The organism is Acinetobacter sp. GW821-FHT01E09 (genome assembly GCF_059422385.1).
Genome location: NZ_JBWKWU010000001.1, coordinates 1,075,085 through 1,090,151 on the forward strand (window position 1 = coordinate 1,075,085; position 15,067 = coordinate 1,090,151).

17 protein-coding genes are annotated in these 15,067 nt (G+C 38.5%); 6 read left to right on the forward strand and 11 right to left on the reverse strand.

Annotated features, from left to right (window positions below):
• Window positions 1-49 precede the first annotated feature (49 nt).
• A complete protein-coding gene (gene cysG, locus AC07U8_RS04900) occupies window positions 50-1,423 on the forward strand; it encodes a siroheme synthase CysG (protein ID WP_166783263.1) in 1,374 nt (457 codons plus the stop codon).
• Window positions 1,424-1,509: 86 nt separating this feature from the next.
• Complete coding sequence (locus tag AC07U8_RS04905; RefSeq protein WP_494737424.1) at window positions 1,510-1,989, forward strand: tRNA (cytidine(34)-2'-O)-methyltransferase; 480 nt, start codon at window positions 1,510-1,512, stop codon at window positions 1,987-1,989.
• Window positions 1,990-2,032: 43 nt separating this feature from the next.
• On the opposite strand, the gene AC07U8_RS04910 is transcribed toward AC07U8_RS04905, so the two are convergent.
• From AC07U8_RS04910 to AC07U8_RS04920, 3 genes are all read right to left on the reverse strand, one after another.
• Window positions 2,033-2,437: a hypothetical protein gene (locus AC07U8_RS04910; RefSeq protein WP_494737425.1), complete on the reverse strand. Its 405-nt coding sequence runs from the start codon at window positions 2,435-2,437 to the stop codon at window positions 2,033-2,035.
• 209 nt (window positions 2,438-2,646) lie between these two features.
• Window positions 2,647-3,024 (reverse strand): hypothetical protein, encoded by a 378-nt coding sequence (locus AC07U8_RS04915; protein WP_494737426.1) that lies wholly within the window; start codon window positions 3,022-3,024, stop codon window positions 2,647-2,649.
• Between the two features lie 102 nt (window positions 3,025-3,126).
• Window positions 3,127-3,528, reverse strand: a complete 402-nt coding sequence (locus AC07U8_RS04920) for a winged helix-turn-helix transcriptional regulator (RefSeq protein ID WP_419355113.1) — start codon at window positions 3,526-3,528, stop codon at window positions 3,127-3,129.
• Window positions 3,529-3,695: 167 nt separating this feature from the next.
• On the opposite strand from AC07U8_RS04920, the gene AC07U8_RS04925 reads away from it, so the two are divergent.
• Both AC07U8_RS04925 and AC07U8_RS04930 read left to right on the forward strand, forming a co-directional pair.
• On the forward strand, window positions 3,696-4,397 hold the full coding sequence (locus tag AC07U8_RS04925) for an SDR family NAD(P)-dependent oxidoreductase (protein WP_171527379.1): 702 nt from the start codon (window positions 3,696-3,698) through the stop codon (window positions 4,395-4,397).
• Between the two features lie 31 nt (window positions 4,398-4,428).
• Window positions 4,429-4,986 (forward strand): flavodoxin family protein, encoded by a 558-nt coding sequence (locus AC07U8_RS04930; RefSeq protein ID WP_034615631.1) that lies wholly within the window; start codon window positions 4,429-4,431, stop codon window positions 4,984-4,986.
• A 74-nt stretch (window positions 4,987-5,060) separates the two neighbouring features.
• Here the strand turns inward: AC07U8_RS04930 and AC07U8_RS04935 are convergent, their stop codons facing one another.
• The 6 genes from AC07U8_RS04935 to rpoD all read right to left on the reverse strand — a co-directional run bounded on the left by AC07U8_RS04935 (window position 5,061) and on the right by rpoD (window position 11,826).
• On the reverse strand, window positions 5,061-6,473 hold the full coding sequence (locus AC07U8_RS04935) for an APC family permease (RefSeq protein WP_004722537.1): 1,413 nt from the start codon (window positions 6,471-6,473) through the stop codon (window positions 5,061-5,063).
• A 333-nt stretch (window positions 6,474-6,806) separates the two neighbouring features.
• Complete coding sequence (locus AC07U8_RS04940; RefSeq protein ID WP_004722536.1) at window positions 6,807-7,991, reverse strand: iron-containing alcohol dehydrogenase; 1,185 nt, start codon at window positions 7,989-7,991, stop codon at window positions 6,807-6,809.
• A 3-nt stretch (window positions 7,992-7,994) separates the two neighbouring features.
• Window positions 7,995-8,528, reverse strand: coding sequence for a hypothetical protein (locus AC07U8_RS04945; RefSeq protein ID WP_004722534.1), 534 nt, complete (start codon window positions 8,526-8,528; stop codon window positions 7,995-7,997).
• A gap of 79 nt (window positions 8,529-8,607) precedes the next feature.
• Complete coding sequence (lipB, locus tag AC07U8_RS04950) at window positions 8,608-9,297, reverse strand: lipoyl(octanoyl) transferase LipB (RefSeq protein ID WP_004722532.1); 690 nt, start codon at window positions 9,295-9,297, stop codon at window positions 8,608-8,610.
• Between the two features lie 170 nt (window positions 9,298-9,467).
• Window positions 9,468-9,755: a YbeD family protein gene (locus AC07U8_RS04955; protein ID WP_004722529.1), complete on the reverse strand. Its 288-nt coding sequence runs from the start codon at window positions 9,753-9,755 to the stop codon at window positions 9,468-9,470.
• A 127-nt stretch (window positions 9,756-9,882) separates the two neighbouring features.
• Entirely contained in the window at window positions 9,883-11,826 is a 1,944-nt protein-coding gene (gene rpoD, locus AC07U8_RS04960; protein ID WP_259191535.1) for an RNA polymerase sigma factor RpoD, read from the reverse strand.
• A 331-nt stretch (window positions 11,827-12,157) separates the two neighbouring features.
• On the opposite strand from rpoD, the gene AC07U8_RS04965 reads away from it, so the two are divergent.
• Window positions 12,158-12,364 carry a PA3496 family putative envelope integrity protein gene (locus tag AC07U8_RS04965; RefSeq protein ID WP_004722524.1) on the forward strand — a complete coding sequence of 69 codons (207 nt, stop codon included), beginning with the start codon at window positions 12,158-12,160 and terminating at the stop codon, window positions 12,362-12,364.
• A gap of 66 nt (window positions 12,365-12,430) precedes the next feature.
• Window positions 12,431-12,955 carry a YecA/YgfB family protein gene (locus tag AC07U8_RS04970; protein ID WP_004722523.1) on the forward strand — a complete coding sequence of 175 codons (525 nt, stop codon included), beginning with the start codon at window positions 12,431-12,433 and terminating at the stop codon, window positions 12,953-12,955.
• Window positions 12,956-13,027: 72 nt separating this feature from the next.
• Here the strand turns inward: AC07U8_RS04970 and AC07U8_RS04975 are convergent, their stop codons facing one another.
• Both AC07U8_RS04975 and AC07U8_RS04980 read right to left on the reverse strand, forming a co-directional pair.
• Entirely contained in the window at window positions 13,028-13,636 is a 609-nt protein-coding gene (locus tag AC07U8_RS04975; protein ID WP_488631930.1) for a LysE family translocator, read from the reverse strand.
• A 614-nt stretch (window positions 13,637-14,250) separates the two neighbouring features.
• Window positions 14,251-14,826, reverse strand: a complete 576-nt coding sequence (locus AC07U8_RS04980; RefSeq protein ID WP_004722518.1) for a DedA family protein — start codon at window positions 14,824-14,826, stop codon at window positions 14,251-14,253.
• Between the last annotated feature and the right edge of the window lie 241 nt (window positions 14,827-15,067).

Genomic DNA, 15,067 nt, shown 5'->3' on the forward strand with positions numbered 1-15,067 from the left:
TGCATAAATATTGCTTAGTACAATCAGATTTGAACTTTTGAGGAACACTGTGGAAATTTTCCCAATTTCATTAAAACTACAAGGGCAACCTTGTCTGATTGTGGGTGGTGGGCATATTGCTTATCGCAAAGCAGTATTACTTGCAAAAGCAGGTGCTGTAATTCATGTGGTTGCACCAGATATAGAGCAAAACCTTTTAGATATTGTCCATTCAACTCATGGGCAATATCATGCCGATAAATTTGATCCTCAAATGAGCTTAAGTAGCTATCGTTTGGTGATTGCTGCAACCAATGATAAAGCTGTCAATCAAGCTGTTTTTGAAGCTTGTGAAGATTTAAATGTGTTGGTCAACAGTGTTGATGATCCTCCACATTGTCGCTTTATGGTGCCGGCGATCATTGATCGTTCACCAATGGTGGTTTCAATTGCCACCAATGGTGCTTCTCCTGTTTTATCTCGCCAGATTCGTACCCAGCTTGAAGCGTCTATTCCACATGGAATGGGTAAACTTGCTGATTTTTCTGGGAAATGGCGTAAAGCAGTTAAAGAACAGATTACTAATCCTGATGAACGTCGAATATTTTGGGAAGATTTATATGCCAGCCCTTTAAAAGAGCAGGTGTTTAATGACAATCTCATAGAGGCGGATCGTCTAATTGAACAAGCTTTAACAAAATGGCAAAAACCAAAAGGTGAAGTTTATTTGGTGGGTGCAGGGCCAGGTGATCCAGAACTGTTAACCTTAAAAGCACTTAGATTGATGCAGCAAGCGGATGTGGTGATTTATGATCGCTTAGTGTCCCCCGCGATTTTAGAATTGTGTCGTCGTGATGCTGAAAAAATCTATGTGGGTAAAGCACGTTCAAATCATTCTGTGCCACAAGATGGGATTAATGCATTACTGGTCAAATATGCCACTGAAGGCAAACGTGTCTGCCGTCTAAAAGGTGGTGATCCATTTATTTTTGGTCGCGGTGGTGAAGAAATTCAAGAGCTTTTTGCAGCCAATATTACGTTCCAAGTTGTTCCGGGCATTACCGCCGCATCAGGGTGTTCAGCTTATGCTGGGATTCCGCTTACACATCGTGATTATGCACAAAGCGTTCGTTTTTTGACGGGACATTTAAAAGAAGGTTCACCTGAGTTACCTTGGAATGAGTTGGTTTATGAAAATCAGACATTGGTTTTATATATGGGCTTGGTGGGACTAGAAAAAATTTGTGAAAACCTAATATCACATGGTCAACGTCCAAATATGCCAGTGGCTTTGATCTCCAAAGGGACAACCCCGGATCAAAAGGTGGTGGTTGGAACTTTGGCAGATATTGCATCAAAAGTTGAAGAAAACCATATTCAAGCGCCTACTTTGACCATTATTGGTGAAGTGGTGAGTTTACGCGAACAGTTACAGTGGCAATAATATCTGCCTAAATTTTCCTTTAAAAAAAAACAGACATGGTCTTTTTTAAAGGACTTAGGTTGTATTCTGATAAGTAGAGATCTCCCGTGATTCATGTTGTTTTATACGAGCCTGAAATTCCTGCAAATACAGGGAATATCATTCGTTTATGTGCCAATACAGGTGCACAATTACATTTAGTCAAACCTTTAGGTTTTGAACTGGATGATAAGAAGTTGCGCCGTGCAGGATTGGATTATCATGAATGGGCACATATGAAAGTTTGGGAAAACTTTGCTGAATGTTTGGCACATTTAAAGGTGCAGGGGATTGATCTTGATGCGATTTATCCTTTAACCACCAAAGGTAATGAAACACCACATACCTCAAATTTAAATCGACCTGTAGCTTTATTGATGGGGCCAGAAACACGTGGTTTACCAGAAGATGTTCGTATGATGTTCCCTCAGGCGCATTGGATTCGTTTACCTATGGCACCGAATTCACGTAGTCTAAATTTATCGAATGCCACTGCAGTGATTCTATATGAAGCATGGCGTCAGCAAGGGTTTAAAGAATTAAAATAAAAATCACAACCCATTGTATAGATGGGTTTTTATTCATATTCATTTATGATTGCCTTTTTGGACGGATCAAGGAAATTTGACTTGAATAAACGATTTCATCCGATTGGGATTTGCCTTTAAAATCCCTAATCCGAATATTTATTTTAATTTTTTGTCCTTTCTTCGCTGTGTAGCGAATGTCTGAGATGATCTTATCTTCTAACACCGTTCCTAAATAGTGTTGACAGCCTGTATCAGCCCGATGAGAAACCTGTGCTTTTTTTACAAGGTCTTTAAAGGAAATAAGATGGACATGACTCCTGTGTGGGAGTCCATCGCTTCTAGCAACAGCTAAGGTCTCTATAGTCGTATTCTCTAAAAGCTTGACCACCAAATCACAAGAGTTTTCATAAGAAGCAAACGCACGATGGCTGCATAGTGTCAGGATAAAGAGGAATAGTATTTTCATTATTTTTCCCATTTAACATGTTTTATTTATAAGATGTTAAGTGTAATGCACTAGGTAAAATTTTTAGTTGAGTGCACATTGTACTTATAGCATTGGAATTGATGATTCATGCAAAGGTAATGACTCTTTACTGCTTAAATTGTATCAAAGTGTCTTTGTGCAAAAGATCACAGCATGTATTGGACTGATTTCATAGCAGAGCTGATTAATTATTTATCTGGTCCTAAATAGGTCACTTTTTCAGATTTCGGTATACCTTTATAATCTGTGATTAAGATATTCAGTTTAATTTTTTGTCCTTTTTTAAATTCAGAGCGATTCGGAAAATCGCTTAAATTTTCTTCTAAGACTTTGCCGATATAGTGTTGACAACCACTATCTGCTCGGGCAGCAGCTTGCGCTTTTTTTACAATACCTTTTATGTTGAGTGTTGTTTCCTCAATTTCACCTAAGCCATCTTTATTGATATATAGCGTACGTGTAGAGGTGTTTTCTAAAAGTTTAACCTCTAAATCACAAGAGTTTTCATAGGACGCAAACGCACTATGGCTGGATATTGTCAGCAGAAAGAGCAGTGTAATTTTCATTATTTTGTCCTCTTTGCTATGTTTTTATTCAAATGACGCTGAGTTGATATCATGCTTACAACATAGCGAGCTGAGTATAAGTCATATTTAGAGTGTTGAGGTTTAGGCTTCCTGCAACAGTGCTGGCTCATTTTTTGCTTGAATGGCATCAAATTGTTTTTGAGCACGAATGACATGTTGCACATTGCCTTCAGCCCAGAGCTTAAATGATAAAGCAGTTTGAGCAAACTCAAAGCCTAGAGAGGTTAATGCATATTCAACACGAATCACATTGTTTTCATGAATTGTACGGGTGATAAATCCATCTCTTTCCAGAATTTTTAATTTCTGAGAAAGCACTTTAGGTGAGATCCCTGTTAAGTTTTTTTTCAGTTCATTGAAGTGCTGAGAATCTTGATGAAGTCGATAAATAATCATCAAAACCCACTTATCTGCAAATTTTTCAAAAAAAGATCGTGCCGGGCAATTTGGATGAAAAATATTAAAATTGAATGTATTAGTCATCAATCTTTACCTCAATTTGGAAAGTTATAAACAAGAAATGACCAGTTACTATGTAGTAACTAATTGATACTAGATTTCAAAAGTATATCATAAATTAATCAGGTCAATACAACTTCTGCTGATTGATAGCGTTGATCGACCGTTTTATATTTATGAGCGTGGTTTTAATGAAAATAACAGATGCGGTCGTTTTTATTACGGGTGCAAATCGTGGTCTAGGTTTAGCGCTTGCCCAGCAAGCGATACAACGTGGCGCCAAGAAAGTTTATGCAGGAATGCGTAATCTTCAAGATTTTAATCAACAGGGTATTATTCCGATTGTTGTAGATGTTACAGATCCCGTATCTATTCAAAAAGCTGTTGCAGAATGTGGTGATGTCAATCTATTAATCAACAATGCAGGTATTGCACGCTTAAATGAAAGTCCTGTAGACGCAAATATTGCAGCAGTGACACGGACGGTTTTAGACACCAATCTTTATGGTGTGATCAATACGACTCAGCAATTCTCTCCAATTTTAGCAAGCCATGCGGAAAGTTATATCGTCAATATTTTATCGGATGTGTCTTGGGAACCCAGTACGATGCTAGCCAGTTATGCGATTTCTAAAGCGGCAGCATGGTCATTTACCAATTCAACTCGGCAATGGTTAGCTAAAGCCAATGTTCATGTGATGGGGGTACATGTCGGTTTTATCGACACAGATTTAACCCAGTCACTCGATATTGCCAAAATTTCACCACATACAGTGGCGCAACACGTATTTGATGGAATTCAACAAAATGCCTTTGAAGTGTTGGTTGGGGAATCTACCCAACAACTCAAACAAGGTCTAACTGCAACCCCTCCAAGTTATATCAAACATTAATATACCTATCATCTAGATCAGAGGACTTATCATGTCAAAAATCGCTGTTGTTTATCATTCAGGTTATGGCCATACCAAAGTCATTGCAGAAACTTTTGCCAATGAAATTCAGGCAACGCTCATCGAAGTGGATCAAGAGGGCAATATTCAAGATCAGGATTGGGACACTTTAGATGCCGCAGATGCAATCGTATTTGGTGCGCCAACTTATATGGGCGGTGTACCTTGGCAATTTAAAAAATTTGCGGATGCATCTTCTAAGCGTTGGTTTACTCGTGCATGGGCAGATAAAGTTTTCGGTGGTTTTACCAACAGCGCAAGTTTAAATGGCGATAAGCAGGTGACATTAATTTCTTTACATACCTTGGCTTCACAACATGGTGGTATTTGGGTCAGTCTTGGTTTGGCACCATCAAACACTAAAAGCGCTACACGTCAGGATGTGAACAGCTTAGGCGGTTCTGTCGGCTTATTGGTTCAATCACCTGCTGATGCCAGTACAGATGAGATTCCAAGCGGTGATTTAGAGACTGCAAAACAATATGCAAAACGAATCAAAGCGATTACAGAAAAATTTATTGCAGCATAATTGCAGTTGATATGACTAAAATAAGAAAGGCGCATAAAGCGCCTTTCTTATTTGATTACATATGCAATAATCTATTATTCATGTTCATTATGTTGTGGTGCAGGGTAGCGGAAACCACGAGTTTTATAGGCTAAATAGGCAACACCTAATACAGCCCATGCAAGCCCGAGTTTTAATGCCATTTCATCAATTTCTAACCACATCAAGAATACGCTGGCAAAACCAAGAGACGGAATCACCACATAATTGATGATTTCTTTCAGTGATTTTGTTCTGCCATCACGTAAGGCGTAACGTGAAATCACGGAGAAATTCACAAAACTAAAGGCAGTTAAAGCACCAAAGCTAATTAAGTTGACAATATGTTCAAGGTCAAGAAAACCCGCTGATAACGCAACAACACCGACAATCAAAATATTATAAGTCGGGGTGTGTAATTTTGGACTGATGTGACCAAAAATCTTTTTGTTAATGACGCCATCACGACCCATTACATACATCAAACGGGATACCCCAGCGTGTGCAGAAATACCAGAAGCCAGTACAGCAATGACCGCAAAATACAACACTAACTTTTTAAATGCGATGCCTGTAATTGCCGTTAGAATGGTTGCATTGCCAAGTGCTTCAAGCATCACAGGTTGAGATTCATCCAGCGGATTAAAGTAAAGATTGGCATTACTTGGGAAAAATAGCTGAATAAAATAGGTACTAAAAATAAAGATAATACCCGCGATCAACGCTGTAGAGAAAATTGCTTTTGGTAAGGTTTTTTCAGCATCTTTGGTTTCTTCTGCAAGGGATGATAACGCATCAAACCCTGTGAAAGAGAAACAAAGAATCGTTGCACCACCGATTAACGCACCAATTGCAGTCATTTCACTCCAGAATGGAGCAAGTGACCATAATTCAGCTTTATCTGGGTTTAAGGTGCCATCTGCGTAAATACCCTGAGTTAACAGTAAGTAAACTTCATAAACAAAATAGAAGATGATCGCAAGTTGCACCACAACAATGGTACTGTTAAATCGAGCAACAAAACGTGAACCAAACAAGTTGATCACAGTCATAATTGCCGTCAGTGCAATGACCCAGATCCAGTTATTCACATCTGGGAATAAGGCTCTTAAGTAAATATCAGCCAAAATAATGTTGACGAGTGGAGATAATAAATAATCTAACCAAGAAGACCAGCCAACCATAAAGCCGACATTTGGGTGAATCGATTTTTGCGCATAGGTATAAGCAGACCCTGACGAAGGGTAGCGCTTGATCATATGACCATAACTGATAGAGGTCAGAAGAATGGCAACAAGCGCAAAAATATAAGAAGTTGGAACATGTCCATGGCTTCCGTCTGACACTAAACCAAAGGTATCAAATAAGGTAAGTGGCTGAATATACGCTAGACCAATAATGATAATATGCCACAGCACAAGATTTTTTTTCAGTTTTGCTGTGGATTGAGTCCCAGAGATATCTGTCAACGGCGTTATCCTCTTAATCGTTGATCAAGGATCAGTCATATTTATAAGGATCGTTTGAGACGAACGATCCCCCCTAAGAATAAAACAAAAGTGCGCCAATCTACTCTAAAAGGTCACATTTGTCAGTAACTTTGTTGGCTTTTTTAGCAGAAAACGTGCCATCTTGATCAAAAAATAAGTGACTGCCCATTCTGCAAGATAAAAGCCCGATGTTTAGATAAACATCAGGCTATTTACTATCGGGGGCTGTCAACATTTCATCTGTAGACTACATCACTGCAAACATAGACTTAGTGCCAATAGCTCCCTCTATATTGTCGCAATTTTAGACAATTACCAAGCTTTTTCTAAGATTGACTTTAAATCTTTAAAGGTTGCTTCTTTCGGATTGAAAATGATTGAGCCGTCATTGAGCGCTTTTTCGGCAACTTCATCCAGCTGTGCTTGAGTAACTTTACCTGTTTCACTCAAGGTACGTGGAAGCTTAGTCAAATGATAGACACGATCACGCATGGTATTTAACGTCTCTATGGCCTTATCCGCACGCTGGTTTGCAGGGGTCTGTGCATAAATATCAGCACCAGCAAGTGGCAATAATAGATCGGCAATCTTGTCACCATTCACTTCCTTGTTGTATTCCAAAACATAAGGAAGAAAGAGATTCATACATAAGCCATGAGGCAAATGCGCTACTGCACCTAAAGCATGACCAAGAGAATGTACAATACCAACCATCGAGTTAGAAAATGCAATACCAGCCATTGTTGAGGCTTGAGCAAGTTCTAAGCGACCTGTTGCATCACTAGGATGGTCCAGTACATCAAATAAACTTGTACTGATCTTTTTGATGGCAGCAGTTGCATACGCATCGGAAATTGGATTTGCTGCGATACAGGTATAGGCTTCTACAGCATGTGTCATCGCATCCATCGCTGTCATTGCTGTCAGATGTGGTGGCAATGTTTGGGTCATACGCGGATCGAGAATCGCCGCATGTGGCATTAGGTAATTTGAGGCAAATGCCATTTTCACATTTTTTTGATTGTCTGATACGACCGCAGCCAAGGTCACTTCTGAGCCTGTACCAGACGTGGTAGGAATCACAAAAAATGGTTTAAGTGGGCGAGGGAGGTTGTGTGCACCTGAATACTTAAGTAAATCATCGCCACCCTCAGAGACTAAAATATTGGCTGTTTTAGAGGTATCAATAACTGAGCCACCACCCACAGCAATAATCGCATCACAGTTATTTTCACGATAGGCTTGTGCTGCAGCACGAACTGTTTCAAGGCTTGAATCAGGTGGAACATCATCGAAAATAATGCCAATTTCAATATCAGTAGATTCAAATGCAGCTTCAATAGGTGCTAAAAGGTGATTGGCACGCACACCTTTATCGGTGATGATCATTGGGCGTTTAGCGCCTAATGATGCAAGTTCGAAAGGAATATGTTCGAGTGCAGCATGACCAGCGATCACTTTTACAGGACAGAAAAATTCGTAATATGGTTTAGCCATGTGTTAAGCACTCCCTTTTAAATATGATTGGGCAACTTTAAGGTAGATATTTGCAGCGCCCGCTAATTTTTCTTTTAAGCTTAATTCTGATGGATATTCTTTTACCGCGAGTTCAGCAACCAGTTTAGGTAAAATTAATGCTTCCATTTTATTCAGACAACGCACTAAACGGATGGCGTGTGCCACATCTCCATCTGCGATCATACGGTCATTTGCAAAAGCTTGAGCTGTACTTTCCTGAAATGAAAAGACTAAAAAAGCATGATGAACATGTTTGAAAATAATCGATAGATCAGGCTTAGCGTCTAAAGATTTAACCAGTTCAAGCTGCTTGTTCTGATTGACTCTGGCAATAAATGAAGCGCCGTTTGGAAAAACTTTCATCGATAATGTAAAACCAACAGGGAGTACAGATACTTCATGTTTAATTTCATCATCAACTTGACTCGCCATGACCAAACCTCTGCCAATCACATCCATCATGAGTTTGACATAGGCTTGTTCTAAAGCGGGTTTGATAGATTTACTTGAAATCACTCGTTAGTCCCTTATATAAAATTGTACTTTTGTTTTAGAGTAATTACTCTAATTTGTTTTCAGATAAAAATAAAGCGATTTATTTGTGAATGACTTCATGGTCATTTGATTTTTTGTCGATGACTTCAATATCACTAAAGTAACCACTCTGTTGAAAATACTCAATCACATCTTTTGATAGTTGCTTGTAATCAGGATAATTTTTAATCAAATCACAGACACGGACCATTTCTAAACCTGCATAACCACATGGGTTAATGGTATGGAAGCCATCTAAGTTACAATCAACATTTAATGCTAAACCGTGATAACTACGACCTCTGCGAATTTTAAAGCCCAGTGAACCAATTTTACGTTCGTTGACATAAACACCTGGTGCATCAGCTTTGGCATAGGCATCGACATCATATTTCTTGAGCAGATTGATCATTAAGTTCTCTGCATAAGTGACCAATGTACGCACATTCCATTTCAAGCGATTTAAATCAAACATGAAATAAATCACCATTTGACCAGGACCATGCCAGGTAACTTGTCCACCACGATCTGATTGAACAACAGGGATATCACTGTGCATTAAAATATGTTCAGGTTTGCCGGCTTGCCCCTGAGTTAGTACGTCAGGATGTTGCAAGATCCAAAGTTGATCTGGAGAATTTTCATCACGTTGTTCAGTAAAAGATTTCATTTCCTGAAAACGCTCGGCATAAGGCGTTAAGTCTTGATATTGACGAATAATCAGATGTGGTTTTAGAACAGCATCGTTCACAGACAAGTGCCCTTAAAATATAGAAATCGCTTTAATTATAAAGAAATTTAGTTTGGAAAAGTGAAAGCAATTGCTGATCATTTGCAAATAAGCCAGCAGGGCATATTCCCCGATAAAATCAGGGTGCAAAAAAACACGCCATTGTGGCGTGTTTTTAATTCATTTCAGCATTACAAGGCAGTACGAATATGTTCGCAAGCAGCAAGGTCAGCATACAAGGCATGCACTTGCTCAAGCTCTTCAAAACGTAATTGAGCCGTAATCGAATGATATTTACCAGTACGTGATGGTTGTACAACAAGTGTCGCTTCATTAAATTCAGGGAAATGTTTTACCAAAATTTCAACTACAGCACCACGTAATTCTTCACCCGCATTACCAATCAATTTAATTGGGTAATCCATTGGAAAAACCCAAAGATCTTCTTGTAATTCGCGAGATGGAGTGCGGTCTAACATTTTTTCACCTCTAATTTATCAACAATGCCTGCATAAGTGCAGGCATTGTATTTCTCTTAAATACTTAATGGGGTTACTCGATTGATTTTCAAGTCCCGAAAGTATTCATAGATTGAACAAATTCAACTTAGTCATTTTCAAGGAACGAACGTAAATGTTCTGAACGAGAAGGATGACGAAGTTTACGTAAAGCTTTGGCTTCAATCTGACGAATACGTTCACGGGTTACATCAAACTGTTTACCTACTTCTTCCAAAGTGTGGTCAGTCGGCATGTCGATACCAAAACGCATTTTTAAGACTTTCGCTTCACGTTCAGTTAAGTTTTCAAGTACTTCACGTGTTGCTTCTTTTAAGCCTTCTGAAGTCGCAGCATCTACTGGAGAAGTGATGTTGCTATCTTCAATGAAATCACCAAGATGAGAATCTTCATCATCACCGATTGGCGTTTCCATAGAAATTGGCTCTTTAGCAATCTTAAGCACCTTACGCACTTTAACTTCGTCCATTTCTAGACGTTCACCTAATTCTTCAGGAGTCGGTTCACGACCCATTTCTTGAAGTAATTGGCGAGATACACGGTTGATCTTGTTAATCGTTTCGATCATATGTACAGGGATACGAATCGTACGTGCTTGGTCCGCGATTGAACGCGTAATCGCCTGACGAATCCACCATGTTGCATAGGTCGAGAACTTATAACCACGACGGTATTCAAACTTGTCTACCGCTTTCATCAAACCAATGTTACCTTCTTGAATTAAATCCAAGAATTGTAAACCACGGTTTGTGTATTTTTTCGCAATTGAAATTACCAAACGTAAGTTGGCTTCAACCATTTCTTTCTTGGCACGACGAGCTTTGGCTTCACCAATCGCCATACGTTTAGAAATGTCTTTAATTTCTTTTACGTTTAGATCTAGGTCTTTTTCAATATCAGCAATCTTTTGTTGGAATGCCAATACATCTGGACGAACTTTTTCTAAATAGCCTTTTAGTTCAGCAGGTGCTTTTGCAATTTGTTCATCTAACCAAGCAGGATTTGATTCTTGACCTGGGAATGATGTACGGAATTGTGTACGATCCATACGACCACGACGAACTGCATAACGCATCACTTCACGTTCAGAGGTACGAATTTGTTCGTGCGTGCCACGAATCATTTCTGAAATGATGTCAAATAAACGCGGTGTAAATTTAAACATCATAAACACAGTTGCCAGTGCTTCCATTGCCTCAGTACCTTGAGTACTGTTACGGCCATGTTGCGCAATTGCGACTTTTGCACTGTTCCAAACTGCTTCTAGCTCTTCAAAACGCGCTTTCGCAATTTCAGGATCTGGACCAGATTCACCTTCAGAATCGTCATCACTTTCAGACTCTTCTTCTTCGTCTTCATCATCCAACTTCACTTCTTTAGTCGGTTTTGCAGAAGTATCTTCTTCTTCAACGATAACTTCAGCTTCGTCTTCTAAAACTTCTGGAATCACTTCGTCAGATTCAGGATCTAAATAGCCTGATAAAATATCGGCAAGGCGACGTTCGCCAGTTTCATAATCTTTATATTCTTGTAAAACAACTTCTACAGCATTTGGCCAGTAAGCAATTGAATGTAAAACGTCACGAATACCTTCTTCAATACGTTTGGCAATACTAATTTCGCCTTCACGTGTTAAAAGTTCAACGGTACCCATTTCACGCATATACATACGTACTGGGTCAGTGGTACGACCTGGCTCATTTTCTACAGAGGCAAGTACTGCAGCAGCTTCTTCTTCTGCAACTTCATCGCCAGCTTCGCTATTCCCTTCGAACATTGCATCGTCAGTTTCAGGTGCACGTTCATGAACTGGAATACCAACGTCTTGAAGCATTTGGATAATGTCTTCAATCTGTTCGCTTTCGGTGATCGAGTCTGGGAGATGATCGTTAACCTCAGCGTAGGTTAAGTAACCTTGTTCTTTGCCTCGGCTAATAAGAGCCGCTACTTGGGAAGTAGGGGAATGCATTTCGCTCATCTTTACTCTCTTCTCGTTGAATCTGTGGCAATGAAAAACCGTGCGTAATCGCACAATCTGTTAAAATATATCTTTGAATAGCTCGCATATTCCATCGGAAGAAATCAGCATAAAACTGTCCGATAAAATATTCAGAATTTAAATTCAATCAAATAGGTGGGGGTGAAATTGTTATTTTCAAGATCATCCCGTGCGATTTCTATTCAGAAAATGTCATAAAATAGTAAGACGCAGGGTGGATTATATCATTACATAAAATAGGGCTCGAAAAAAGCCCAAATTCGCATTTAAATGTAAAAAAAACGGAAAAAACTTGACAAGTTTTCTGAAGACAGATAAATAGCGCCTAGACCCATTCACTTTTTTTCATTATGAGGTAGTTTTAGTGTCTTCTACAGATTTTGAACTAGATGATAACTACGGTGATGATGATGTTAGTTTCGATGAGTCATCAAGCAAAATTAGCGCCAAAGAATCTTTAGAAAAGCGACGTTTGATCGATGATTTACTTGCTCAACGTCGTTTAGAAAAAGATTTAAAAGATTTTGATTATGACATTGATGATGACGATGATTTTGATGACGAAGATTAAAAATTCATTGGGCATGGCGTGGGAAAATGCTATGCTTAAATCTGATACAAATTTACTGGAAACAAAATGAGTGCTTTAGATTTAGACCTACTGAGTGATTATCTAGATGGTGACCAAAATGAATTTGGTCTAGATTTCGCAGCGACTCATGGTTTCTTATGCGCAATTGCGGTTGGTCCTACTTTTGATAAATGGCTTGATGAGCTATTTGATAATAATCAAAAGAAAGTTCCAGCAGAAATCATTGTACAAATCAAAGCATGGCTTGAAGCGATTCGTCAAAACTTAGCCAATGAAGAAGGAATTACATTTCCTTTTGAAATTGAAGAAGCTGATGTTGAATCAAGCTTAGGCGACTGGAGTGTTGGCTTTGTCGATGCAATGTTCCTGAATGAAGAAGCTTGGTTTGCACCAGAATATGAAGATCAAGTTGTTGATCTCACACTACCAATGATGGTGTTCAGTGGTATTGATGATGAAGATCCTCAAATGGAATCTTTCCGCCGCAACGGCCAGTTAATGGACGAGATTGCTGAAGAAATTCCTGAAAATCTAAATGAAATTTATTTGATGTACCACACACCAAATTAATTTGCGCGTATAAAAAAAGCATGCTCACTGAAAAGTGGCATGCTTTTTTTTGTTGGTGATTTACGCCAATAGTTAAAACCGTGCAAATAATAGGCTACAACCTAAAATAAACAGTAAAAGGCCAATCACACGATTGATCACCACTTGGCGATCTAAAATTTTATTTCGTATGCGGGGATGTGCACAAAATAAGGCAATCAAGCCAAACCAAACAAAATGACTCAACGAAATAAACGCACCATAAGCAAAAAGCTGAATGGTCGAATTTCCTGTAGAAGTCATCAACTGAGCGAATAAACTGATTACAAATAAAGTTGTTTTGGGATTTAGGCTATTGGTTAAAAAACCATGTTTAAACGCTTGCCAACTACTGATACCAACACCAATTTCATCCAGTTTTATTTTTGCCTGCGTGAATGTTTTATAGCCAAGATAAATTAAATAAGCAGCGCCAATATATTGAATTGTTTGTAAAAGATAGGGCATATGATTTTTTAAAAAACCCAGGCCAAGTAGGCTATAACCCACATGTACCCAAACACCACAGGCAATACCTAAAGCAGTGCTTAATCCAATATTTCGACCATATAAATAACTGTTTCGTGTCACGATAGCAAAATCAGCGCCAGGACTTATTACTGCCAAGCAGGTGATTAAAATCACAGCAATCATTTCATTCACTCATGTATCCTTTTTTACACCGTTTTAATTATTTTTATATTTTTCATATATTTGTATTGGTTTAAAGCGATAATATTTTGATGAAATGCATGATTTTTTGGAATGTATGGTGCTTGCCGTTGAATTCACTCAAATTTCTCAATCGCTCGGAAGTTTTGGTCACATCGAATGTGTGGTGAATTTTTACGATCGCTGTGGTGTATTGATTACGATTGACTGTTTTTTATACAGTGATGCTATTTATATATGGTGATCGTGTTTCAATTGGTCGGCATTGGTGAAACGGGGAGTATAAGAAAATATAAACAATAGGCTTTTTTATAAATCCTATTAAAACCCATAAATCAACATATAGCCGCTCTCGTCTTAGTCTTTTCCAAAGGGAGAAGGAACTTTTAATAGCAATATGATTCATTCCGCATGATTATTTTGATTTATGAAAGCTCTAATGTCTTTGTGGTTATTCTTGGAATTCGTTGATTATTTGTCAGACAGCTAATCTTAAGGGCTAATGTTAAGAACACAGAGCTCGGCCAAGCAAACACAAATTTGTCTGCTCGACTCAATGCACACAAATAGTGTGTTTTAACTGAATACTGGGTGCACAATAATTTTTAGCGTGCTTTTGATTTTTTATAGAAAAAATAAGCAACTAAAATTAATACAATGACAATGATCACATAGCCCACACGACTAAAAATTTGTTGCATGAGTTCTATATTGTTTCCAAAATAATAACCGACACATGCAAGAAAAGTGGTCCAGATGATTGTCCCTACGCTGCTATAGAGCATAAATTTCCAAAAGGGCATATGACTCATGCCTGCAGGGATACTAATCAAAGAACGAACTGCGGGAACCATTCGCCCAAAGAAAACCACGCGATGTCCATATTTTTCAAACCAATCTAAAGCTTTTTTGACATCTTCAGATTTGATAAAAAGGTATTTACCGTAGCGGTCAACCCAATTAAAAATGCTTTGATTTGGGATTTTTCGACCCACCCAATACAACAACGCGGCAGCAAGCAGTGAACCGAAGCTTCCTGCGATAATTACACCCGATAATAATAATTGACCTTTAGATGCAGCAAACCCAGCTGATGGCATAATCACTTCTGAGGGAATCGGCGGGAAAACATTGTCTAAAAACATCAAAAGAGCAATACCGAAGTAACCAAGTTGCTCCATGATCGAAATAATCCAATCAGTCATTTTATATATAAAAATAGGGCGTTATGAACATGGTATGGTTTTCATTTATCAAAATATAGTGAGAATTTGTTGTGTTGTTAAAATATCTAAATAAAAACCGCAGTCAATAAGCTGCGGTTGAGTGAAGCATTTTAAAATTGATAAAGGTTAGGGTCTGTTGACAATTCGTCTATGTTTGCGACTACACGTGTTTTTTAGGCGATACTAGGCACGAAAT